This window comes from Kitasatospora sp. NPDC003701 (assembly GCF_053587085.1).
Genome location: NZ_JBSFNM010000042.1, coordinates 22,501 through 44,663, shown reverse-complemented (window position 1 = coordinate 44,663; position 22,163 = coordinate 22,501). Strand labels below are relative to the sequence as shown.

The following is a 22,163-nucleotide window of genomic DNA, read 5'->3' as shown; positions in this document are numbered from 1 at the left end:
GGCCCCGGCACCGGGCGCTCAGCCCCGGCAGCCCTCCAGCAGGCGCAGCCACACCTCGCTGATCGTGGGGTACGCGGGCACGGCGTGCCAGAGCCGGTCGATCGGCACCTCGCCGACCACCGCGACGGTGGCCGAGTGCAGCAGCTCCGCGACCCCGGGCCCGACGAAGGAGGCGCCGACCAGCACCTCGCGGTCCAGGTCGAAGACCACCCGGGCGCGGCCCCGGTAGTCGTCGCCGTACAGCGAGGCGCCGGCGACGGCGCCGAGGTCGTGGTCGACCGACCTGACCCGCAGCCCGGCCCGCTCGGCGGCCTCCAGCGTCAGGCCGACGGCCGCCACCTCCGGCTCGGTGAAGACGACCTGCGGCGCCCCGGCACTGTCGGCGGACGCGGCGTGCGCGCCCCAGCGCGCGGTGTCCAGCGGCCGCCCCTGGGCGCGTGCGACGATCGCCGCGCCCGCGATCCGGGCCTGGTACTTGCCCTGGTGGGTGAGCAGCGCCCGGTGGTTCACGTCCCCGGCCGCGTACAGCCAGTCGCCGTCGACGCCGAGCACGGTGCAGCTGTCGTCCACGTCCATCCAGGAGCCCGGCTTCAGACCGACCTGCTCCAGCCCGACGTCGGCCGTGCGCGGGGCCCGGCCGGTGGCGTAGAGCACCTCGTCGGCGGTCAGCCGCTCACCGTCGCCCAGCACCAGCGTCACCCCGGCGCCGTCGACGCGTTCCAGCGAGGCCACCGCCGTCCCGAAGCGCAGGTCGACCCCGGCGGCCTTCAGGCCCTCCGCGACCAACTCGCCCGCGAACGGCTCCATCCGGGGCAGCAGCGCGTCGCCGCGCACCAGCAGGACGACCTCCGAGCCGAGCGCGCGCCAGGCGGTGGCCAGCTCCACGCCGACCACGCCGCCGCCGACCACGGCGAGGCGCCCGGGCACGGTGGCCGAGCCGGTCGCCTCCCGGTTGGTCCACGGCCGGGCCTCGGCCAGCCCGGGGACGCCCTCCGGCAGCACCGGCCGGCTGCCGGTGCAGACCGCGACGGCGTGCCGGGCGGTGAGCAGCCGCTCGGTGCCGTCCTCGGCCTCCACCGTGACGGTCCGTTCGCCGGCCAGCCGGCCGTGGCCGCGGACCAGGTCGATGCCGGTGTCGCGGAGCCACTGGACCTGGCCGTCGTCCCGCCAGTGCGAGGTGAAGGAGTCACGCCTGGCCAGGACGGCGGCCGGGTCCAGCGCGGCGCCGCCGACGGCCTCGCGCGCACCGGCCACGGCGCGGGCGCCGGCCAGCGCGGCCACCGGGCGCAGCAGTGCCTTGCTCGGCATGCAGGCCCAGTACGAGCACTCGCCGCCGACCAGTTCGGCCTCCACGATCACCGTGCGCAGTCCGGCGGCGGCGGTCCGGTCGGCCACGTTCTCGCCGGTCGGTCCGGCGCCCACCACGATGACGTCGTACTCCTCGGGCGTGGTGGTCATGCGCGGTCCTCCGTCGTGTCGATGGTCACCCCGGCGCGCAGGGCCAGGGTGACGGGGGTGCGTTCGCAGACGTCGAGCAGTCGGGCGCGCTGGGCGTCGTCGAGCGCGCCGGTGAGCGAGACCAGGCGCGAGACCCGGCCGCGGCTCCCGTCCGTCTCGTATCCGAGCCTGACCCGGACGGCCTCCAGCGGCCACTCCTTGCGCTCCGCGTACATCCGCAGGGTGATCGCGGTGCACGAGCCGAGCGCGGCGAGCAGCAGCGCGAACGGCTCCGGCCCGCTGTCCGAACCGCCGCGGCGCACCGGCTCGTCGGCGGTCAGCGGGTGCGTGCCGGCCTTCACGTCGACGTGGAACGGCGCGTCGGAGCTGCTGCCGGTCACCACGGCGGTGGTGACCCGCCGGAACTCCGGCGCGGCCACGGCCGCCTCGGCGCTCGTCGTGCTGGTCGGGGTCTGGCTCATGGCGGGCGGGCCTCGCTCTCGTTCGGTGTCACGGAGGGCGCCCGGGGGCACGGGCGCCGTGCCCATCCTGCGCCGCCCGGGCCGCCCTGCGCAGCCGAACACGCGGGCGAGTGCGCGGTGGGGCGGGCGGCCGGGCGTGCGGAGGAACGGACCGACGAGCGGTCGGCGGGCGCGGCGCGGCGGCGGCCCCACCGGGACCGCCGCCGGGTCACCGCGCCACGGAGCCCGTCGAGCCGTCCGGCCGGTCGACCGCCGCGAGCTCCGCCAGGACCGCCGCCGTCTCCGCCGGCCGCGAGAACATCGGCCAGTGCCCCGTCGCCAGCTCGCGCAGCTCCCACTCCGGTCCGCCGAGCTGCGAGAAGTACGGATGACCGGAGGCGATCATGGCGCGGACCTGCTCCAGCGGGAACGAGCAGGAGACCAGCGCCTTCGGCAGGGCCGCCCCGGCGCCGGTCAGCCGCAGCGGTTCGGTGAAGGAACGGACGGGCTGGTCGGTGGCACGCCCGCGGATGTCGGTCAGGGCGGCGTCGTCCAGCCCGTCCACGCCGGCACCGGAGGCGACCAGTTCCTCCCAGGACGGCATCGGGTGGCGCCAGCCGTCGACCAGGGTGGCCATGACGCGGGCCCGGTGGTCGGCCTCCCAGAGGTCGCCCAGCGCGGTCCCGTGGGGGACGGGACCGCTGTCGACGTAGACCACGCGCCGGATCCGCTCGGGCATCCGGTCGGCCACGCCGGTGACCGGGGTACTGCCGCCGCTGTGGGCGACGAGGACGACGTCCCACAGGTCCTCGCGGGTCAGCAGGCCGGTGAGGTCGGCGATGTGGGTCTCCAGGCCGACCTCCGGCCCGGCCTCGGCGGAGCGCTCGGCCATCCCGGTGAGGGTCACCGCGTGGACGGTGTGACCGGCCTCGCGCAGCGGGCGCGCGACGTCGTCCCACGCCCAGGCGCCCAGCCAGAAACCGGGGACGAGTACGAAGGTGCTCATTGGACCACTCCTTGTCCAGGGAAACCGTCAAGGACGACTCTAGGATCGGAACCGGACAGATCTCGCCCGGATTATGCTGGGACCGGCCCGACAACGGTCCGCCGGACCGGCCGGACGCCGACCGGCCTGTCGCCGCACCGGGCGCCGGACCGGGCGCCGCACCGGACGACGAAGGGGAGCCGATGAACCACCCGGTCAGTCGTGTCCTCGCCCTGCTGGAGCTGCTCCAGGCCCGGCCCGGCCTCACCGGCGCGGAGCTGGCCGCCCGCCTGGAGGTGGACGAGCGCACGGTGCGCCGGTACGCGGCCCGGCTGGCCGACCTCGGCATCCCCGTCCAGGCCGACCGGGGCCGGTACGGCGGCTACCGGCTGCGCCCCGGCTTCCGGCTGCCGCCGCTGATGCTCACCGCGGACGAGGCGGCCTCGGTGGTGCTCGGCCTGCTGGCCGGGCGCCGGTCGGGGCTCTCGGTGGGGGAGCAGGCCGCCGAATCGGCGCTCGCCAAGATCCAACGGGTGCTGCCGACGGAGCTTCGCGAGCGGGTCGCGGCGGTGGAGCAGACCCTCGGGCTGACCTCGGCACCCGCCGCGGGCCCGAGCCCGGCCGCCACCGCGCTGTTCGCACTCGCCGAGGCGGCCCGCCGCCGGCGCCGGGTCCGGCTCGCCTACCGCGACCGGCTGGGCGAGCCGAGCGAGCGCGGCTTCGACCCGTACGGGCTGGTCTTCCACTCGGGCCGCTGGTACACCACCGGGCTGGACCACCGCAGCGGTGAGCTGCGGACCTTCCGGCTCGACCGGATCGAGACCGTCGAGCCGGACGGGACCGCCTTCGAGCCGCCGGAGGGCTTCGACCCGGTCCAGCGGGTGGTGGAGTCACTGGCCTCGGTGCCGTGGACGCACGAGGTGGAGGTCGTCCTCACGACCACCCTCGCCGAGGCCCGGCAGCGCATCCCGCCCGTCGTCGGGAGGCTCACCGAGACCGACGACGGCCGCGTCCTGCTGCGCGCCCGGGCACAGAACCTCGACGGGTTCGCCGTGATGCTGGCCGGGTTGGGCCACCCGTTCACCGTCCGCCGCCCGGACGCGCTGCGCGAGGAGGTCCGGGCACTCGCCGCCCGGCTCGCCGGGTGGGCCGAGCCGGGGTAGCGCCCGCCCGGACCCGCCGGCCGGCCCGCCCGGGCACTCCTCAGTGCACGGCCGGCGCGAGTTCGTCCGTGACCGCCCGGACCTCCGCGGCTCCCTCGCGCATCAGCCGCTGCGGGCGGCGGACCAGCAGGTAGCCGAGACCCGCCAGGGTCACCAGGCCGACGCCGAGCACGGCCGCCCACACCTGGTACCAGGGCGCGCCGGGGGGCGCCAGGATGCTGCGCGGCCAGCAGATGTTGACCACCTCCAGGCCGGTCCACAGCACCGCCAGGGCGTTGACCACCGTCCCGGCACGGCCGTAGGAGACCTGGCCGGACGGCCGCCAGGCGCCGCGCAGCCGGGCGAGCAGCGCGGCCAGGCTGAGCAGGAAGAACGGCAGGAAGGTCGCGGCGGTGCCGAAGGTGATCAGGCTGCCCATCGCGGTGGACTCCAGCCCGAGCGGCAGCGCGGCCGCGCTGACCACGGTGGCCGCGACCAGCCCGCCGATCGGCGCCCGGTGCCGGTTGACCCGGCGGACGTGGCGGGCGAACGGGAAGACGTCGTCCCGGGCCAGCGAGTAGAGGCCGCGGGCGGCGCCGCCCTGCGAGGCCAGCAGGCAGGCGGTGAACGAGATCAGGACGACGACCACGAACGGCTTGGCCGACCAGTCGCCGAAGGCCGAGGTGACGGCGGTGGTGACCGGGTCGAGGTCCTCGCCGCGCACCACGGCGGCCGGGTCGGGGTGGGCGAGCTCCACGGCGACGGCGTTCAGGATCACCACGACGCCGACGCTCAGCAGCGCCCACCACATCGCCCGCGGCACCTGCCGGCCCGCGTCCTTGGTCTCCTCGGCGGTGGAGACGCACGCGTCGAAGCCGATGAACGCCCAGCCGCCGACGGCGATCACGGCCAGGAAGGCCGCTCCGGTGGAGACCCCGGCGGTGGCGGGGGCGTCCAGCAGGTCGGTGAGCAGGCCGAAGCCGTGCGCCCGGAAGAGCAGCAGCAGCGCGAAGCCCACCAGCACGGAGGCGACCGCCTCGGCGGCGATGCCCAGGGAGACGAACCGGCGCAGCACGTTGACGCCGTAGGCGTTGACCAGCGTGCAGGCGAGCAGGAACGCCGCCGAGACCAGCACCAGTTGCGCGGGCGTCGGGGTCAGTCCGAAGAGCGCGAAGAACCAGGGCGAGGCCAGATAGGCCACGGTGGTGTTGGCGAACATCACCGCGAACTGCCACATCCAGCCGGTCAGCCAGGCGAAGGTCGGCCCGGTGAGGCGCCGGCTCCACTGGTAGGCGCCGCCGGCCAGCGGCCACTGCGAGGCGAGTTCGGAGTAGACCGCCACCACCAGCATCTGGCCGAGCAGGCAGACCGGCAGTGCCCAGACCCAGGCGCCGCCGGCCACGCCGAGGCCGACCTGGCCGACGGCGTAGAGGCCGACCACCGGGGAGACGACGGCGAAGCCCATCGAGATGTTGCCGAGCACGCCGAGGCTGCGGCGCAGCTCCTGGCGGTAGCCGAGGGCGGCGAGCCGCTCGGCGTCGGTGCCGCTGCCGCTCGGGGCGCTGCCGGTGCCGAGGCCGGTACCGGTGTCGAGGCCGGTACCGGTGTCGGGCCCGGTGCCGGGTCCGGCGCCGGACGTGGTGCCGGGCGTCTCGCCGCCGCGGGCTCTCGGGAGGTTGTCGGTCATGGGGCGTCCACCTTGCCGTCGCCCGTGGTGAGCCCCTCGGACGGGCCCGCCACAGAAAACTAACTTTGTTAGTCAGGGACGGTAACCTCCCCACCAGGGGCATGGGAAGAGTCGAGACCGGGCTGTAATACCGTGGGGCGACGCAGCCGGCAGGGAGGGGCGAAGACCGTGGGACGACCGACCAGGGCACTGCTGAGCAGGGAGGTCATCGCCAGGGCCGCCCTCGACGTGGTCGACGAACACGGCTCCGACGGCCTCACCATGCGCGCCGTCGCCGACCGGCTGGGCGTGAAGGCGGCCTCGCTCTACAACCACGTGAGCGGCAAGGACGAGCTGATCGACGGGCTCGCCGAACTCGTCAACGCCGAGATCGACCTCGAACCGCTCGGCGGCGCCGGCAGCACCGACGGCACCGGCACCGACGGCACCGGCTGGCGGCCCGGCCTCACCACCTACGTACGCGGCTACCGCGGCGCCTTCCTGCGGCACCCCAACACCATCGCGCTGCTCGCCCGCCGCCGGGTCGGGGCCGAACGCCAACTGCTGGGCTACGAGGCCCTGCTCGGCGCACTGGGCCGGGCCGGCCTCGCGCCCGCCGATGCCGCCGAGACCGCGGCCGCGATCGACTACCTGGTGCTCGGCTCCGCGCTGGAGACCTTCACCGCGGGCTTCACCCGCTCCTCGGACGACTACCGGCCCCGCTACCCGGCCCTCGCCGGTGCACTGGAGGCCTCCGCCGCACGCTCCGGCGGGCCCGGCACCGAAGCGCCCGGGCTGGACGAACGCGGCTTCGAACTCGCCCTGCGCCTGCTCCTGGACGGCCTCGCGGCCCGCCTGGCCGCACAGCCCCCGGGAGACGCGGCCTGACCGCGCAGCACCAGGGACGCGCGGCCTGACCGCACAGCCCCCGGGAACGCCGACGGGCCCGGGGGCACTCGCCACCCGGGCCTACCGTCGCAAAGTCATCCGCACGGCCGGGCGTCCCGGGCCGCACCCGACCGCTCGGGTCGCCCGCGCCGCCCGACGGCCGCCCGCCGGTCAGACCTCGTGGCCGCCGTTCTGCTCCGCCGCCACCTTGCGCTTCACCTCGTCCATGTCCAGCTTGCGCGCCTGCCCGATCAGATCCTCGAAGACGGCCTCCGGCAGCGCACCCGCCTGCGAGAAGACCAGCACCCCCTCGCGGATGATCGCCAGCGTCGGGATCGACTGGATCCCGAAGGCGGCGGCCAGCTCCTGCTGCGCCTCGGTGTCGACCTTGGCGAAGACCAGGTCCGAGTGACGCTCGGCCGCCTTCTCGTACACCGGGGCGAACTGCCGGCACGGGCCGCACCAGGCCGCCCAGAAGTCGATGAAGACGAAGTCCTTGCCGTCCTGGCCAGGGACGATGTCGTCGAAGTTCTCCTTGGTCAGCTCGACCGTGTTGCTCATCTCGCGGTTCCTGCCCTTCCGGGGGTGGCGGTTCAGGCCATCTGCCCGGCACAACCGCGACCGCCCGCGCACTATTCCGAAGATTCCCGCCGGCCCGTTGAGCACTCCGGCGCCGGCGCCCGTACAGGTGGGTGTCCGCGCCAGCGCGGTACGAGAGCGCGGCCCGCGTCCAGAGGCGGCCGTGCGCGTCCACCGGGGGAGAAGAACCTATGCACAGCAACAGTCGTACCAACCGGATCGCCGTACTCGCCGCGTCCGGGATCGCGGTGGCCGCCCTGGTCGCCGGGTGCGGGTCGTCCGGCTCCGGCGGTTCGGGATCCTCGACCCCCGCCGGCTCCGGCGCCACCTCGACCGCGCCCGCGACGCCGAGCAGTCCCGGTACCTCGGACACCGCCACCCTGAAGACGGCCACCGACCCCAAGCTCGGCACCATCGTGACCGACAGCGCCGGCTTCACCCTCTACCGCTTCGACGCCGACACCGCGCAGCCCTCGATGTCCAACTGCAACGGCAGCTGCGCCTCGATCTGGCCGCCCGAGCCGGCGAACGGCTCGGTCACCGTCAAGGGCATCGACAGCAAGCTGGTCGGCACCGTCACCCGGGCCGACGGCAGCAAGCAGATCACCCTGAACGGCTGGCCGGCCTACCGCTACGCGCCCGACAAGCAGCCCGGTGACACCAAGGGCCAGGGCGTGGACGGCACCTGGTTCGCCCTGACCCCGGCCGGCGACAAGGCGGGCACCGCGAGCTCCACCCCGAGCGCGCCCGCCACCCCCGGCGGCGGCTACTGATCCGCCCCGATGACGGTCCGGACCGGATGTGGAACCCTCGACCCGGAGGTACGGGTGCGCGAAAATGGCGTCGTGACCGACGAGCACCGCGGTGGCGGTGCGGCCGCACGCGGCGGCGCAGCCCCGGACGAAGAGCTGATGCGCGCCCTGTACCACGAGCACGCGGGGCCGCTCTTCGGCTTCGTCCTCCACCTGGTCGCCGGGGACCGCCAGCGCGCCGAGGACGTGGTGCAGGAGACGCTGGTCCGCGCCTGGCGCAACATCGACCGGCTGGACCCGGCCGGCGGCTCGCTGCGGCCCTGGCTGGTGACGGTCGCGCGGCGGATCGTCATCGACGGTCACCGCAGCAGCCAGGCCCGGCCGCGCGAGGTGGACGCCTCGCCGCTGGAGCTGCTGCCCGCGGAGGACGAACTCGACCGTGCGCTGCGGCTGATGACCATCTCGGAGGCGCTCGGGGACCTCTCCGAGGCGCACCGGCAGGTCATCGTCGAGACGTACTTCAAGGGCCGCACGGTGAACGAGGCGGCCGTCGAACTCGGCGTCCCGGCCGGTACCGTACGGTCGCGGGTGTTCTACGCACTGCGCTCGCTCAAGCTCGCACTGGAGGAACGGGGAGTGACATCGTGACATCGTCCGAGCCCGGTCCGAACGGCCCCGAGCGGGACCGCGCCCCCGGCGGCGAGCACCTCGACGTCGGCGCCTACGTCCTCGGCCTGCTCGATCCGGCCGAGCGCGTCGCCTTCGCGGCGCACCTGGCCGACTGCCCGCAGTGCACCCGCGAGGTGGACGAACTCGGCTTCATGGAGCCGCTGCTGGCCGAGTACGCGTCCTCCGCCGAGGCCGCCGGGATCGACCCGGCGGGGCCCGCGCCCCGGCCCGACGGCCACCTGCTGGACCGGCTGGTCGCCGAGGTCTCCGCCGGCCGCCGCCGGGGGAAGGTCCGACGGCTGGCCCTGGTCGCCGTGGCGGCGGTCATGGTGGTGGCCGGCCCGGCCGTCACCGCCGTGGTGGTCGGCGCCGACTCCACGCCCGGCGTGGTCGCCGTCGCGTCCCAGCAGTTCAGCGCCACCGACGCGACCACCGGCGCGCACGCCGTCGTCGGCGTCGACGGCAAGGGGTGGGGCAGCCAGGTCAGCCTCGAACTCTCCAACATCCGCGGCCCGTTGAGCTGCGACCTGGTCGCCGTCTCGCACACCGGCGAGCGCCAGACGGTGACCACCTGGAGCGTCCCGGCCGCCGGCTACGGCAGCACCGGCACGACCCCGGCCGCCCTGCGGACCAGCGGTGGCACGGGCTTCGCGCCCACCGACATCGACCACTTCGAGGTCCGCACCCTGGACGGCGCCACCGTCCTGGTCACCGTCCCGGTACACCCGGCCTGACCCGCCGGCCTCGCTTCCCCGCCTCGCCGCCTCGCCGCCCTCGCCCGTCCGACGCGGCAGGGCGGCCGGAGCCCGCGGGGGAGCCCGTCGGCGCCTCAGGCGCGGTCGGTCTCGGGGAACGGCAGCCACGGTGGGTCGATGGCCATCAGCTGCTCGATCCGGGCGACCGTCGGCCCGGGCCAGTGCGGGGTCGGCGTGCTGGCCGAGGTCATGTGCTCGCGCTGCCAGAGGCGGCTCCAGGGGACGGCGACCGCCGGTACGAAGCGGTGCCACCGCCCGCACGGACACGGGCACAGCACCCGGCCGCAGCAGCGGCACAGCTCGGCGCGGCCGTGTCCGGTCAGGACCGGGACGGGCTGGCCGTCGCTCCCGCAGGACGGGCAGCCGGGCAGTGCGGCGCCGTCTTCCCGTGCGCCCTGCCGTCGGACGTATTCCGGCAGCCGCAGCGGCGGATGGACCAGCGGGTCGTGGGCCCAGACGACCGTCGGGGAGCGCCACCACGGCGAGCGCCACCAGGGCGCCGGCCCGGTCGGCGCGCGCTGTCCGGCCCGCTTCTCCGCCCGCCGCCGCGCCGCGTACCGCTCGGCCTGTTCCAGCCAGAGCAGCCGGGCCTCGTGCAACTCCTCGACCGCCCGCACCAGCGCGTCCGGATCGGCGTCCAGATCGGACGGTATGCGGGCGCTCAGCGTCAGGTGGTGGTACGTCGCCCGCAGCCCGTACGGCGCGAACCGGGTCAGGCAGGTCCGCAACGCGGCGTGCCGCCGGTGGGTGGGCAGCGAGCCGTCGTGGACGAGGGCGCGGTGGGTGAGGAAGCTGGTCACCCGCGGATGATGTCGCACCGGCGGTCCGGGCGGCCTGCCGTTTTCCGCCGCTCGGCGCGAGCCCGGGCCGGAGCGGGCGTCCGCCTCAGGAGCCCGCCGCCGCGGCGATCCGGGTCAGGGCGCGGGCGCAGCGGCGGGCGAAGAGCCGCTGGCCCAGTGGGAGGAGCGGTCCGGCCAGGTGGGCGAACCAGCGGTCCGGGCGGCTGAAGGCGTTGACGGTGAACCAGACGGCCTTGTCCGGCCCCATCTCGACCAGGAAGGTCTCCTCGCCGACCGCGAGGTGCCCGTGCCGGGTGCCGTACGCGAAGCCGTGGCGATCGGGGCCGTCCACGCTCCAGATCACCCGGCAGGGGGCGGCGGCGCGCACCGGACCGAGGCCGATCGCGCAGGTGACGGCGGTGCCGGGGGTGGCCCGGGGCGCCTCGGCGGTGATGTGGACGCCGGCGGCGCGGTGCATCCGCCAGTCGAGCACGGCGGCTCCGGCGGCGTCCAGGGCGGCGCGGCCGTGACCGATCAGGGCGCGGTGGCGGAGGTGGTTGTAGCCGGTGGGCAGCGGGCGGTCGGGGGTGGTGCTGGCGCCGGCCTCGGGGTAGTTGAGGTCGGTGACGCGGGGGTGGTTCATCGGAGGGCTTCCTCAAGGTGCTGGTGCTGGTGCTGGTGCGGAGTCGGCTTCGGGGTCGGCTTCGGGGTCGGAGCCGGGGCGAGGCGGCGCCAGGCGAGCAGGGAGCAGAGCGCGAAGCCGAGCGCGTTGCCGACGCCGTGGGTGGCGGCCATCCAGGTGAGCGTGGGGTGCGGGATGCCGGACGCCTCGCCCAGCGCCCACCAGAGGGCGAGCAGCATGGTGGCGGCGAGCACGGTGGAGGCGGTCCCGAGCAGCGCGGCGGCCGGCCGGTCGGCGGTGCGGGTGCGCAGGTCGCGCCAGGTGATCAGGCCGACCAGCCACATGCCGGTGGTGAGCACGACGGCTCCGGCGAGTTCGGCCCAGTCGTCGACGAAGTAGCCGGCCAGGACCAGCAGGGTGCCGAGCGGCACGCTGAGCGCGGCCCAGCGGGCGGCGCGGCTCGCCGGCGCGGCCCGGCAGACCAGCCCGGCGACCAGGGCGGCGGTGAATCCGGCGTAGTGGAAGTGCGGCACGGTCAGCGCCAGGATGTCGAGGTCGAAGCCGAGGAGTTCGTGGCCCGAGCGCTCCGCGACCAGCGCGAGCCCGGCCACCGAGGGGGTGCCGAGCGCGGTGAGCACGGCGATCTCGCGCGGCGCGAGCGAGCGGGTGCGGGCGAGCCGCACCGGGGCGTGGGCGGCCAGGGCGAGGGTACCGAGCGCGTAGAGTGCGGCGCAGCCGGTGGCGAGGCCGCCGCGCGGCAGCCAGAGCGAGAGGGCGCCGGGGACGGCGGCCAGTGGCCAGAGCCGGCGGACGCGGGCCAGCCCCGGTTCGTCGATCAGGGTCAGGCCGAGCGGGATCACGGCGCCCATGCCGAGCAGGACCAGCAGGTCGACCAGCTCCGTGGTGCCTCTGCCCATGGTGGCCGCACCCCTTCCTTGAACGCGTTCAAACCTTGCGCCAGTGACTGTACGCCGCGCGATTGAACGTGTTCAAGTTGGCCCTGGGCCGCCTCCTCTGGTGTTCGTGCCGGGGGCGGCGCACTCTGGAGAAGGAACCTATGGAGGTGATCGGCCATGCAGACACTCGTCGGTTGGCACATCGAGATGGAGTTCCGCGAGGAGGGGCCGCGGACGGCCGCCGCCGCTCTGCTGAGACTCGGCGACGGAACGGAACTCCGCGCCCACGGCTACACCAGCCGCCACCCGTCGGACCCGGAGCAGCTGCGGGTCGGCGAGGAGGTCGCCGCGGCCCGGGCGCTCAACGACCTCGCCTCGCAGCTCCTCACCAAGGCCCACGGTGAGATCCAGCAGGTCAGCCCGATCCCGACCCACCCGCTGTCGTGACGGCGCCGGGCGTCGGTGCCGGGCCCGCCGCCGAGGAGCCCCGGAGGGCGCGCATCCCGCTGATCTGCCCGCGGTGCGGGCGCGAGCAGCAGGTCGTCCCCGGCGGCCCCGATCGGGCGGTGCGCGTGGTGCACGTCGGGACCGGCCGCGAGGCCTGCGAGCCGGGCGACCTCGCCAAGGCCCCGGACGACGGGATCTGACCGCACCCGGGCGGGCGGTGGGCGCGGCTCTTTGCAAAGTCCCTTTGCAAAGTGCTGCGGGAGCGGAATCGGTGCCGGGGAACGGCCCCGCGCCTGGACGGGCGGTGCCGCGGCTTTGCAAAGTGACTTTGCAAAGCCGCGGGGTAAGGGCCGGAACGGGTGCCGGGAGCCACCCCCGGCGCCTCGGGTGACTGGTGACGTGGCACTTTGCAAAGTTCCTTTGCAAAGTGCCACGAGCAGAGACGGAAACGGTGCCGGGGCCCGGTCGCACGACCGGCCCCCGGCACCGCCGCCGTGCCCGGGCGAGGGGCGGCGGCCGGTTTGCCCGACCCGCCCGGCCGGTTCGCGCGCCCGCCCGCCCGGCCCGACCCGCTCGCGCGCACCCGGCCGCCCGGCCCGCCCGGTCAGTTCGGGCAGTAGGTCGTCGGCAGCCGCCACTCCGGCCCGATGAGCCGCGGCTCCACCCGGTTGAGCGTGATCCGGATGCCGACCGTCCCGGACAGGCCCAGCCGGAACCGGCTGCGGGCCAGGGCGATCAGCGCCGTCATGCCGTACTTGTTGATCAGCGCGGTGCGGTAGCCCGCCGTGGCGTCCTCGTCGCAGACCGCCGCGCGGGCGGGGAGCTGGCGGCCGGTCGGTCGCCCGTGCGCGTCACAGGGGCCCACCAGCACCTTGGGGTGGCGGCGGATGCGTTCCGCCTCGCCGGAGTGGGCGGGCGTCCAGATGCCGAGTGCCGTGCCGTCGGCCACCACCCAGGTCGCCGAGCGCAGCTGGCCGCCGTCCTCGTCGAAGGTGGTGAGCAGGAGGTATCTGGTGTCGGCGAGCTGGTCGGTACGGTCGTGCACGATGTCCTCCCTGTCCGGGGCGGGGTCTCGCGGTCCGCAGCCGCCGTGGGCGGCGGGTCGCGGGTCGGTGCGCGTGGTGCCCCGGCGGCCGGCCTCGGTGACGGTGGCCGCCGGTGATCTCCTGCGTACCCCTCGGCGGTGGGCCGGGGGATCGCGGCACCCTCGCCGTGCAGTCCACGGGGGAGCGCCGTACGGGCGCGGGTGGGCGCACCGGCCGGGTGGGCCACCTCATTCTCGTCCACCGGGGCCGGTAGTTCGAGGGGGCGGGGCCGCCCGAGTGCGGTGAGCCGGCGTGGTACGGCCGGCGCGAGCGGGGCGTGCACCCCGGGGAACTCCCCGTGCGGCGGACGCCCCCGCAACGGCGAGCGGCCCGCCCGGTGTCGAAACACCGGACGGGCCGCTACGCACCCTTGTGTGTACCCCGCGGGGTCAGTGCACCAGCACCGGCACCTCGTTGTTCTCCGCCGCACCCGAGCCCGCCGCCGCCTGGTCGGGGCGACCGGCGTTGATCAGGGCGAAGGCGATCGCGGCGGCCGCGACCAGGATGCCGAAGGACCACCAGATCGCGGTCGAGAAGCCGTGCACCATGCCCTGGAACTGCGCCGCCTGGGCGGCGGCCGGGCTGGTGGCGGCGGCCGCGTGGGAGGCCAGCCAGGTCGCCGTGGCGCTGGCCGCGATGGTGTTCAGCAGCGCGGTGCCGATGGCGCCGCCGACCTGCTGCGAGGTGTTGACCATCGCGGACGCCACACCCGCGTCGCGCGGCTCGACACCGTGCGTGGCCAGGCTCATCGCGGGCATGAACGCGGTGCCCATGCCGAGGCCCATCAGGATCAGACCGGGCAGGATCAGCGCCGGGTACGAGGTGTCCAGGCCGATCTGGGTCAGGATCAGCATGCCGACCGAGGCGACCAGGAAGCCGGGCGCCATCAGGTAGCGCGCCGGCACGCGGGTCATCAGCCGGGCGCCGATCTGGGTCGAGCCGGTGATCATGCCCGCCACCATCGGCAGGAAGGCGACGCCGGTCAGGACCGGGCTGTAGCCGAGCACGATCTGCAGGTAGTAGGTCAGGAACAGGAAGAGACCGAACATGCCGATCACGGCCAGGCCCAGCGACAGGTACACCCCGCCGCGGTTGCGGTCCAGGACGACCCGCAGCGGCAGCAGCGGGGCCTTGACCTTCATCTCGACCACGGCGAACGCGGCCAGCAGCACGGCGGCGGCGACGAACAGGCCCAGCGTGATGCCGGAGGTCCAGCCGTCCGACTCGGCGCGGGTGAAGGCGTAGACCAGGGCGACCAGGCCGGTGGTGACCAGCAGCACGCCGGGGATGTCCAGGCGGTTGCGGTTGCGGCCCTGGGCGGGCTCCCGGATCACCATGACGGCACCGACGGCGGCGACCACGGCGAACGGGATGTTGACGAAGAAGGTCCAGCGCCAGTTCATGTACTCGGTCAGCAGACCGCCGAGGATCAGGCCGATCGCGCCGCCACCACCGGCGATGGCGCCGTAGATGCCGAACGCCTTGGCGCGCTCCTTGGCCTCGGTGAACATCACGGCCAGCAGCGAGAGCGCGGCGGGCGCGAGCAGTGCGCCGAAGACGCCCTGCAGGGCGCGGGCACCGAGCAGCATGGCGGTGTTGGCGGCCGCGCCGCCCAGCGCGGAGGCGAGGGCGAAGCCGGTGAGGCCGACCACGAAGGTCCGCTTGCGGCCCCACAGGTCGGCGATCCGGCCGCCGAACAGCAGCAGGCCGCCGAAGGCCAGCGCGTAGGCGGTGATCACCCACTGGCGGTTGCCGTCGGTGATGCCGAGGTCCTTCTGGGCCGAGGGCAGGGCGATGTTCACGATGGTGGCGTCGAGGACGACCATCAGCTGGGCGAGGCCGATGAATATCAGGGCCTTCCAGCGCCGCGGATCGGGCTGGGTGGCCGGCAGGGCGTCGGTTTTTGGCATGGGGGTACTCACTTCGGGGTGCGGTGCTTACGGATCAGGAGGAAGTCGGTGGTGCGAGCGGGCACGGTCGGTCGCGGCCGCGGTGCGGCCGTGGACCGGCGGGGCCGTCGGTCAGCGCTGGGGCTGCAGGTCAGTGGTCGGGGTGGAAGTCCTCGAAGGTCGCGGCCCGGCCGGGCAGGGTCGAGCGGGCGGGCGCCCGCAGGCCGTCCAGGAACAGCTGCAGGTGGCGGTGGACGAACTCGTCCAGCAGCCGGCAGGAGGTGCCCGGCAGGGGGCGGGTGAGCTGGCTCATCGCGATGAACAGGTCACCGTGGTCGGCGTCCGCCCGCAGCTCGCCGGTCTCCTTGGCACGCGCCATGAGGCCGCCGACAGCGGCGACCAGCCGCTCACGGGCGTCCACCAGGTCCGGATCGAAGGGGTCGACGTGGCTGGTGAGGATCGGGCAGAGTGCGCCGATCTTCTCCTCGACCGTGGCGTGCGCGAACCGCTGGAGGGCGTCGAACGGGCCGGAACCCTCCGCCGTCGCCGATTCGGCGATGGCCAGGATACGGCCCTTGATGAGCAGCGCCACCTCGCGGATCAGCGCCGCGCGGTCCGGGAAGTTCCGGTACAGCGTGGCGTTGCCGACGCCGGCCCGCTTGGCGATCTCGTCGAGCGGCGCGTCCGCGCCGAGCTCGACGAAGGCGTCCCGCGCCGCCAGGAGGATCCGCTCACGGTTACGAGTCGCGTCCGCGCGCAGCTTCGGCGTCCGGACGGGCTCCGTGCTGCGGGCAGGTGCGGCGGCGGTGCTGCTCACTGCTTTGCTCCTCCCAGGGTAGCGGGGAAACTTTCCCCGCTTCGGCCTACGAAGGACCAAACGGGGAAATCCTCCCCGGAAATTCCCCCCTTGAGGTGACCTGCGTCACATCACTGCGCGCAACCCTTCGTGACGCGCCCGCTCCCACGTGCCTGACCCTCACGCGCCCGCCCCCACGCGCCCGGCCACGCGTGCCTGACCCTCACCCGCCCGCCGTCAGACCGTCGCCGGGCGGCGCAGCGGGATCTCGAAGTGGACGGTGGCCACGCCGGGCCCGTGCTCGCCGCTCGGGCGGGCGTCGTAGACCTCCTCGGCGAGGCTGCGCCAGAACGCCTCGGCGCCCGGGACCGCCGCGTTGGTGTGCAGGTAGAGCCGCCGGTAGCCGCCCTCGTTCGCGGCGAACTCGCAGGCCCGGCGCACCAGCTCGCGGGCCAGCCCGTGCCGGCGGTGCTCGGCCCGGACGTAGACCCGGACCAGTTGGGCGGTGGTCCCGCCGGGGTAGCGCTCGACGAGCTCACGCGGGTGCGGCGGGTGGGCGGGTCCGCTGGAGTGCAGCGCGGTGGTGGCGACCACCTCGCCGTGGCGGACGGCGACCAGCAGGGCGTGCCGGGGGTGGTCGAGGTAGTGCCCCTGGAGGTCGACCACGTCGGCGTGCCACGCGGGGACGTAGCCGTAGCCGAACTCGCGGTAGAAGGTGTCCAGGATCAGCCGGCGGGCGCCCGGTGCGTCCTCGGGCCGGGCATGCCTGATCCCATAGGCGTCCTGACGATCCATCAGACAACTCCACTGGTCGGAGCGGGGGTGGGTGTCCGTCACCTTACATGAAAACGAGTTTCATCTGACGCTCCGCCGGAAAGCCGGTGCCCGCGTGTTGAAAATGAAAACGAATGCCGTTACCTTCTCCCTCGGCACGTCGGACCGGCTTGCCGTGCGCGTCGTCGAGAGGGACATCCGTGGCGCATCTGCTGGTGATCGAAAGCTGGGTCGGCTCCATGAGCAGGCTGCTGCCCAGGGCCCTGGGGGAGGGCGGCCACCGCTTCACCTTCCTCACCCGCGACCTGCACCACTACCTGCGGGCGGCGCCCGCCGACGGCCCGCACCCGCTGCTCGCCGCGGCGAACGTGCTCACCGCCGACACCAACGATCCGGCCGCCCTGCTCCCGTACGCCGAGCGGCTGCACGGCGTGCTCGGCTTCGACGGAGTGGTCTCCTCCTGCGACTACTACCTGCCGCTGGTCGCCCGGGTCGCCCGCCGGCTCGGGCTGCCCGGGCCGGCGCCGGAGGCCGTCACCGCCGCCTGCCGCAAGGACCTCACCCGCCGCGTGCTCGCCGAGGCCGGTGTCCCCGGGCCCGCGTACGCGCTCTGCGCCGACCGCGAGCAGGCGTCGGCCGCCGCCCTGGTGCTCGGCTTCCCGCTGGTGGTGAAACCGGTGGACCTCTGCGCCGGGATGTTCGTCCGCGCGGTCCACGACGAGCGTGAACTCGCCGCCGCGCTCCGGGCCCTGGAGGAGTTCCCGGTCAACGCGCGCGGTCAGCGCCGGGCCCCCGTCGTCCTGCTGGAGGAGCTGCTGATCGGTCCCGAGGTCAGTGTCGAGACCGTTTGCGCCGACGGCGGAGTCCATGTCGTCGGGGTCACCGACAAGAGTGTCGGCGGCGCGCCCGCCTTCGTCGAGACCGGCCACATGTTCCCCGCCGCGCTCGACCCCGCCGACGCGGCGGCCGCCGCCGACACCGCCGTCGCCGCGCTGGCCGCGCTCGGCCTGGACCAGGTCGTCGCGCACACCGAGATCAAGCTGACCCCGGCCGGTCCCCGGGTGGTGGAGGTCAACCCGCGCCCGGCCGGCAACCGGATCACCGAGCTGGTCCGACGGGTCACCGGCGTCGACCTCGCCGCCGCCTGCGTGGACGTCGCCCTCGGCCGCCGCCCGGACGTGACCGTCCGCCCCACCGGCGTCACCAGCGCCGCGATCGCCTTCCTGGTGCCGGGGGAGGAGCAGGCCGGTCTGCTGGACGGCTTCGACGGCGAGCCGGCCGTCCGGCGCGACCCCGCCGTGGTCGAGCTGACCCTCGCCGGGCCCGGTCGTGACGTCCGGCCCGCCACCAGCAACAACGAGTACCTCGGCCATGTGATGACCACCGACACCACCGGCGCCGGCGCCCGCTGGGAGGCCGAGCGGCTGCTCGCCGGGCTGACCCCCCGCTACGCCGCCGGCGGCCCGGCCACGCCGCCCGCCCCGACGCCCGCGCCTGCCGCGCCCGCTCCGACGCCCGAGCCCGCGGCGGTGTCCGCATGACCGGCGCCACCCTCCCCGGCACGGCGCTGGACCGGATCGCCGGGCAGGCCCGCGCCGGAGCGTACGGGCCCGACCCGGCCGGGCAGCGGATCGCCCTCGCCTTCACCACCGCCCAGGCCGTGCGGCACGCCGGACGCGCCCGCGGCTACCGCAACGAGGTGCTCGGACTGCGCCTCGGCGCGGCCGTCGGCTCCTGCGCCGTCGAACCGGGCGAGCTGCCCGCCGACACGCTCACCGACTGCGTCGGCGCCCGGGTGGCCGAGCTGTTCGACCACCCGCTCGTGCCGGTCCGGGTCGCCGCGCTCGACGCCTACCTGATGCACTCCCGCCCGCACTCGCCGGCCCACGGCGCCCGCCCGGTCACCGTCCCGGCCGGCGGCTCACTGGAGAAGTCCCGGGCCCGGGCGCGCGCCGTCGTCGGGCTGCTGCCGGCCGGCCCGGTGCGCCGGGTGCTGGTCGTCGGCGTGGTCAACTCCCTCCTGGAGCAGCTCCGTTCACGCGGCCTTCCGTACCTGGCGTGCGACCTCAAGGGCGGTACCACCGAGTGGGGCGAGCCCGTCCACCCCGACGCCCTGGCCCGGCTCGACGACTGCGACGCGATCCTCGCCTCCGGCATGACCCTCGGCAACGGCACGCTCGACCCGCTGCTCGCCCACGCCCGCGCCACCGGAAAACCGCTGGTGCTCTTCGCCCAGACCGGCAGTGCCGTCCTGCCCCGGCTGCTCGGCGACGGCGTGAGTGCCGTCAGCGCCGAGCCCTACCCCTTCTTCTGGCTCGACGGCGGCCCCAGCCTGCTCCACCTGTACGGAGGGCACCGGCCGGCCGCCCGGCCGGGTGGTGGCGCCCGGTGACCGCGCTGCTCACCTCCGCCGCCCTCGGCAACCCCGACCTGCTGCCCCTGCTCGGCCGCACCCCGCTCGCCCGGATCGGCACCCCGCTGCCCCACCCGCACCCCGGCTTCTGGGCCAAGCTGGAGGGCCTCGGCGCCGGCGGGATGAAGGCGCGCTCCGCCGTCGCCATGCTCCACGGCGCCCACGAGCGCGGTGAACTCCGGCCCGGGGCCACGGTGGTGGAGTCCACCTCGGGCACCCTCGGCATCGGCCTCGCCTTCGCCGGACAGGCCCTCGGCCACCCCGTCGTACTGGTCGGCGACGCCGAACTCGAACCGTCCATGCGCCGGTTGCTGCGCTCCTACGGCACCCGGCTGGAGCTCGTCGACCGACCGGCCCGGCACGGCGGCTGGCAGGCCGCCCGGCTGGCCCGGCTGCGCGCCCTGCTCGCCCAACTCCCGGGCGCCTACTGGCCGGACCAGTACAACAACCCCGACAACGCGGCCGGCTACCGGGCGATGGCGCAGGAGATCACCGCCGAACTCGACCACCTGGACGTGCTGGTGTGCAGTGTCGGCACCGGCGGCCACAGCGCCGGGCTCGCCGAACCGCTCCGCCGCCGCTGGCCGGCCCTGCGGATCATCGGCGTCGACTCCGTCGGCTCGACCATCTTCGGCCAGCCCGCCCGACCCCGGCTGATGCGCGGGCTCGGCAGCTCGATCCACCCGCGCAACGTCGCCCACCAGGCCTTCGACGAAGTCCACTGGGTCGGCCCGGCCGAGGCGGTGGACGCCTGCCGGCGGCTGGCCCGCGGCGCCTTCGTCAGCGGCGGCTGGAGCACCGGCGCCGTCGCCCTGGTCGCCGCCTGGGCCGCCCGCGAGCAGCCGGGCGCCGCCGTCGCCACCGTCTTCCCCGACGGCCCGCACCGCTACCTGGGCACCGTCTACGACGACGCCTTCTGCCGCCGGCACGGGCTGGAGCCGGAGCGCGCCGCGCCGCGCCCGGTCGAGATCCCGCACCCGGCCGCCGTCGAGGTCACCGGCTGGGCACGCTGCCGCACGGGGCGGTCCGGCCCGGTCGGCCCCGCCGCCGCTACCGCTGTCCGGGACGGCGCCGCCGACCGCTCCGAGGAGGGCCGATGAGGCTCGATGTCCGCACCGTGCGGCTCCGGCTCGCCGAGCCGCTGCGGATCTCCCGCTCGGTGACGGTCGAGCGCGACGCCGTCCGGCTCACCGTGGGCCACGACGGCCTCACCGGCCACGGCGAGGCCGTCGCCAGCGGCTACCTGCGGCTGCCCGCCGCGCTCATCCGGCGTGAACTCGGCGAGCTGCGCCCGACCCTGGAGCGCCTCCCGGATCCCGACCAGGCGCTCGCCGAACTCCGTTCCGGCACGGCCCCGTTCAAGGAGCTGTCGGCCGGGGTGCTGGCCGCCGTCGAGGCCGCCCTGCTCGACCTGGCCGGCAAGCGGGCCGGCGAGCCCGTCCACCGGCTGCTCGGCCGGCCGGCGCCGGTGGCCGCCGCCACCGCCCGCACCATCGGCATCGAGCCGCCCGCCCGGGCCGCCGGACAGGCCGCCCGGCTCGCCGCCGCCGGATTCACCGTGCTCAAGGTCAAGGCCGGCTCCGTCGACCCGGCGGACGACCTCGCCCGGGTCCACGCCGTTCGCGAGGCCGCCCCCGGTGCCCGGCTGCTGCTCGACCCCAACGGCGCCTGGACCGGGGAACTGGCCCACCGGCTCCTCCCGGCCTTCGCCGCCGCCGGTGTCGAGGCCGTCGAGCAGCCGATCGCCCCCGGCGACCCGGACGCGCTCGCCGCCGTCGCCGAACGCTCGCCGATCCCGGTGATCGCCGACGAGGACGCCGTCGGCTACGAGGACGCCTGCCGGCTCGCCGGGCGCGTCCACGGCGTCAACCTGAAGCTCGCCAAGTGCGGCGGCGTCCACCAGGTGCTGCGCATCCGAGCGGCGCTCCGGGGCAGCGGCACCGAGCTGATGCTCGGCTGCCTCGTCGCCAGCTCGCTCGGCATCGCCCCGGCCGTCCACCTCGCCGACCGGGCCCGCTGGATCGACCTGGACGGGCACCTGCTGCTCGCCCACGACCCCTGGCAGGGCATCGGCGGCGCCGACGGCACCGTCCGCACCCCGGACCGGGCCGGACTCGGCGTCCTCCCCGCCCCCGCCGCCCGCCCACTCCCCGGTGAGGCCCGATGACCGGTCACAATCTGCTCACCGACACCCCGGAACTCTACGAACTCCGCTTCCCCGACCCGGGGTTCATCGCCGCCCGGTGGGCCGAATCGGTGCTCCGCGGGTACCGCGCCGGGCCCGACGTGCTCGACCTCGGCTGCGGCACCGGCCGGGACGCCGGCTGGCTGCACCGCGCCGCCGGGCGCACGGTGACCGGCCTCGACGTCTCGGAGGCGATGATCCGGTACGCCCGCGTCCACCACCCCGGGCCCGACTACCGCGTCGGCGACATGCGGACCTTCCACCTCCCCGGCCGGTTCGACGCCGTCCTCTGCCTGGACAGCGCACTCCTCTACTGCCACACCAACGAGGACCTCGACGCGCTGTTCGGCAGGCTCCGGCGCCGGCTGCGCCCGGGCGGCCTGCTGGTCGCCGAGATGCGCAACGGCGCCTTCTTCCTCGGCCGCACCGAACTCCTCGACGCCCCGCGCACCGACAGCGTCACCCATGACGGCGTCACCCGCACCTCGCACACCGTGCTCCGGATCGACCACGCCGCCCAACTCCTGCGCCGCACCCGGACCTGGACCGGCGACGACGGTTCCCCGCCGGTCGAGCAGCACTCCGCCTGGCGGCTGCTCTTCCCGCAGGAGCTGCGCCACCTGCTCGCCGCCCACGGCTTCACCGTCCTCGACCTCTACGACCGGCCCGGCCCGCGCACCGAACCGCCCTGGACCGAAGGCGACCGGCCCGCCGACACCGCCGCCGAGGACCGCCTCCACCTGGTCGCCCGCCTCGAAGGCCCGCCCCGGACCGACTCCCGCGCGGGGAGGGGAAGGTGACCGGCCGACCGCCCGCCGCCCGCCGGTGACACGCGCACCACTCGGGTCGACGTGCCGACTCCACGGGCCCGGGCGCGGTCGACGCGGCACCCGGCCGGACACCCGGGCCCGCACACGGAGGGCCCCCGCCGGGCCACGCCGCC

The 22,163-nt window shown here is 75.3% G+C and carries 24 protein-coding genes; 12 read left to right on the top strand and 12 right to left on the bottom strand.

Annotated features, from left to right (window positions below):
* Positions 1–18: 18 nt before the first annotated feature.
* From ACWDRR_RS30575 to ACWDRR_RS30565, 3 genes are all read right to left on the bottom strand, one after another.
* Positions 19–1,458 (bottom strand): dihydrolipoyl dehydrogenase family protein, encoded by a 1,440-nt coding sequence (locus tag ACWDRR_RS30575; RefSeq protein ID WP_449775484.1) that lies wholly within the window; start codon positions 1,456–1,458, stop codon positions 19–21.
* Positions 1,455–1,919, bottom strand: a complete 465-nt coding sequence (locus ACWDRR_RS30570; protein ID WP_449775483.1) for an OsmC family protein — start codon at positions 1,917–1,919, stop codon at positions 1,455–1,457. Before ACWDRR_RS30570 ends, ACWDRR_RS30575 begins: the two co-directional genes overlap by 4 nt.
* Positions 1,920–2,127: 208 nt before the next feature.
* A complete protein-coding gene (locus ACWDRR_RS30565; RefSeq protein WP_449775482.1) occupies positions 2,128–2,904 on the bottom strand; it encodes an alpha/beta fold hydrolase in 777 nt (258 codons plus the stop codon).
* A gap of 182 nt (positions 2,905–3,086) precedes the next feature.
* Here ACWDRR_RS30565 and ACWDRR_RS30560 point away from each other — a divergent pair, with 182 nt between their 5' ends.
* The gene (locus ACWDRR_RS30560; RefSeq protein WP_449775481.1) at positions 3,087–4,046 is read left to right on the top strand and encodes a helix-turn-helix transcriptional regulator; all 960 of its coding nucleotides are present in this window, start codon (positions 3,087–3,089) and stop codon (positions 4,044–4,046) included.
* Between the two features lie 40 nt (positions 4,047–4,086).
* Here ACWDRR_RS30560 and ACWDRR_RS30555 read toward each other — a convergent pair whose 3' ends face one another.
* The gene (locus tag ACWDRR_RS30555) at positions 4,087–5,712 is read right to left on the bottom strand and encodes an APC family permease (protein ID WP_449775480.1); all 1,626 of its coding nucleotides are present in this window, start codon (positions 5,710–5,712) and stop codon (positions 4,087–4,089) included.
* A 168-nt stretch (positions 5,713–5,880) separates the two neighbouring features.
* On the opposite strand from ACWDRR_RS30555, the gene ACWDRR_RS30550 reads away from it, so the two are divergent.
* Complete coding sequence (locus ACWDRR_RS30550; protein WP_449775479.1) at positions 5,881–6,579, top strand: TetR/AcrR family transcriptional regulator; 699 nt, start codon at positions 5,881–5,883, stop codon at positions 6,577–6,579.
* Positions 6,580–6,750: 171 nt separating this feature from the next.
* On the opposite strand, the gene trxA is transcribed toward ACWDRR_RS30550, so the two are convergent.
* Positions 6,751–7,140: a thioredoxin gene (gene trxA / locus ACWDRR_RS30545; RefSeq protein WP_449775478.1), complete on the bottom strand. Its 390-nt coding sequence runs from the start codon at positions 7,138–7,140 to the stop codon at positions 6,751–6,753.
* A gap of 209 nt (positions 7,141–7,349) precedes the next feature.
* Between trxA and ACWDRR_RS30540 the strand changes: the two genes are divergently transcribed.
* From ACWDRR_RS30540 to ACWDRR_RS30530, 3 genes are read left to right on the top strand one after another with little or no spacing between them, the layout of a single operon-like run.
* Positions 7,350–7,931, top strand: coding sequence for a hypothetical protein (locus tag ACWDRR_RS30540; protein ID WP_449775477.1), 582 nt, complete (start codon positions 7,350–7,352; stop codon positions 7,929–7,931).
* A 9-nt stretch (positions 7,932–7,940) separates the two neighbouring features.
* A complete protein-coding gene (locus ACWDRR_RS30535) occupies positions 7,941–8,558 on the top strand; it encodes a sigma-70 family RNA polymerase sigma factor (RefSeq protein ID WP_449775476.1) in 618 nt (205 codons plus the stop codon).
* Positions 8,555–9,313, top strand: a complete 759-nt coding sequence (locus ACWDRR_RS30530; RefSeq protein ID WP_449775475.1) for an anti-sigma factor family protein — start codon at positions 8,555–8,557, stop codon at positions 9,311–9,313. Before ACWDRR_RS30535 ends, ACWDRR_RS30530 begins: the two co-directional genes overlap by 4 nt.
* Positions 9,314–9,408: 95 nt before the next feature.
* On the opposite strand, the gene ACWDRR_RS30525 is transcribed toward ACWDRR_RS30530, so the two are convergent.
* The 3 genes from ACWDRR_RS30525 to ACWDRR_RS30515 form a co-directional block, all read right to left on the bottom strand.
* Positions 9,409–10,134: a hypothetical protein gene (locus ACWDRR_RS30525; protein WP_449775474.1), complete on the bottom strand. Its 726-nt coding sequence runs from the start codon at positions 10,132–10,134 to the stop codon at positions 9,409–9,411.
* 85 nt (positions 10,135–10,219) lie between these two features.
* Complete coding sequence (locus tag ACWDRR_RS30520; RefSeq protein ID WP_449775473.1) at positions 10,220–10,756, bottom strand: DUF1990 family protein; 537 nt, start codon at positions 10,754–10,756, stop codon at positions 10,220–10,222.
* On the bottom strand, positions 10,753–11,652 hold the full coding sequence (locus ACWDRR_RS30515) for a YndJ family protein (RefSeq protein WP_449775472.1): 900 nt from the start codon (positions 11,650–11,652) through the stop codon (positions 10,753–10,755). Before ACWDRR_RS30515 ends, ACWDRR_RS30520 begins: the two co-directional genes overlap by 4 nt.
* A gap of 156 nt (positions 11,653–11,808) precedes the next feature.
* On the opposite strand from ACWDRR_RS30515, the gene ACWDRR_RS30510 reads away from it, so the two are divergent.
* Together ACWDRR_RS30510 and ACWDRR_RS30505 are read left to right on the top strand one after the other, a co-directional pair.
* The gene (locus ACWDRR_RS30510) at positions 11,809–12,078 is read left to right on the top strand and encodes a DUF1876 domain-containing protein (RefSeq protein WP_387885524.1); all 270 of its coding nucleotides are present in this window, start codon (positions 11,809–11,811) and stop codon (positions 12,076–12,078) included.
* Positions 12,075–12,278 (top strand): hypothetical protein, encoded by a 204-nt coding sequence (locus ACWDRR_RS30505; RefSeq protein WP_449775471.1) that lies wholly within the window; start codon positions 12,075–12,077, stop codon positions 12,276–12,278. The genes ACWDRR_RS30510 and ACWDRR_RS30505 overlap by 4 nt, the downstream gene beginning before the upstream one ends.
* Positions 12,279–12,682: 404 nt before the next feature.
* Here the strand turns inward: ACWDRR_RS30505 and ACWDRR_RS30500 are convergent, their stop codons facing one another.
* The 4 genes from ACWDRR_RS30500 to ACWDRR_RS30485 all read right to left on the bottom strand — a co-directional run bounded on the left by ACWDRR_RS30500 (position 12,683) and on the right by ACWDRR_RS30485 (position 16,643).
* The gene (locus tag ACWDRR_RS30500) at positions 12,683–13,123 is read right to left on the bottom strand and encodes a PPOX class F420-dependent oxidoreductase (protein ID WP_449775470.1); all 441 of its coding nucleotides are present in this window, start codon (positions 13,121–13,123) and stop codon (positions 12,683–12,685) included.
* Between the two features lie 429 nt (positions 13,124–13,552).
* Entirely contained in the window at positions 13,553–15,073 is a 1,521-nt protein-coding gene (locus tag ACWDRR_RS30495) for an MFS transporter (RefSeq protein ID WP_449775469.1), read from the bottom strand.
* Between the two features lie 130 nt (positions 15,074–15,203).
* Complete coding sequence (locus tag ACWDRR_RS30490) at positions 15,204–15,869, bottom strand: TetR/AcrR family transcriptional regulator (protein ID WP_449775468.1); 666 nt, start codon at positions 15,867–15,869, stop codon at positions 15,204–15,206.
* Positions 15,870–16,085: 216 nt separating this feature from the next.
* Positions 16,086–16,643, bottom strand: a complete 558-nt coding sequence (locus ACWDRR_RS30485; RefSeq protein WP_449775467.1) for a GNAT family N-acetyltransferase — start codon at positions 16,641–16,643, stop codon at positions 16,086–16,088.
* A gap of 179 nt (positions 16,644–16,822) precedes the next feature.
* On the opposite strand from ACWDRR_RS30485, the gene ACWDRR_RS30480 reads away from it, so the two are divergent.
* The 5 genes from ACWDRR_RS30480 to ACWDRR_RS30460 are packed head-to-tail and all read left to right on the top strand — an operon-like array spanning position 16,823 to position 22,020.
* Positions 16,823–18,163, top strand: coding sequence for an ATP-grasp domain-containing protein (locus ACWDRR_RS30480; protein WP_449775466.1), 1,341 nt, complete (start codon positions 16,823–16,825; stop codon positions 18,161–18,163).
* Positions 18,160–19,014, top strand: coding sequence for a Rossmann-like domain-containing protein (locus ACWDRR_RS30475; protein WP_449775465.1), 855 nt, complete (start codon positions 18,160–18,162; stop codon positions 19,012–19,014). The genes ACWDRR_RS30480 and ACWDRR_RS30475 overlap by 4 nt, the downstream gene beginning before the upstream one ends.
* Positions 19,011–20,135: a PLP-dependent cysteine synthase family protein gene (locus tag ACWDRR_RS30470; protein ID WP_449775464.1), complete on the top strand. Its 1,125-nt coding sequence runs from the start codon at positions 19,011–19,013 to the stop codon at positions 20,133–20,135. The genes ACWDRR_RS30475 and ACWDRR_RS30470 overlap by 4 nt, the downstream gene beginning before the upstream one ends.
* Positions 20,132–21,202 carry a dipeptide epimerase gene (locus ACWDRR_RS30465; protein ID WP_449775463.1) on the top strand — a complete coding sequence of 357 codons (1,071 nt, stop codon included), beginning with the start codon at positions 20,132–20,134 and terminating at the stop codon, positions 21,200–21,202. The genes ACWDRR_RS30470 and ACWDRR_RS30465 overlap by 4 nt, the downstream gene beginning before the upstream one ends.
* Positions 21,199–22,020, top strand: a complete 822-nt coding sequence (locus tag ACWDRR_RS30460) for a class I SAM-dependent methyltransferase (RefSeq protein WP_449775462.1) — start codon at positions 21,199–21,201, stop codon at positions 22,018–22,020. The genes ACWDRR_RS30465 and ACWDRR_RS30460 overlap by 4 nt, the downstream gene beginning before the upstream one ends.
* Positions 22,021–22,163 lie beyond the last annotated feature (143 nt).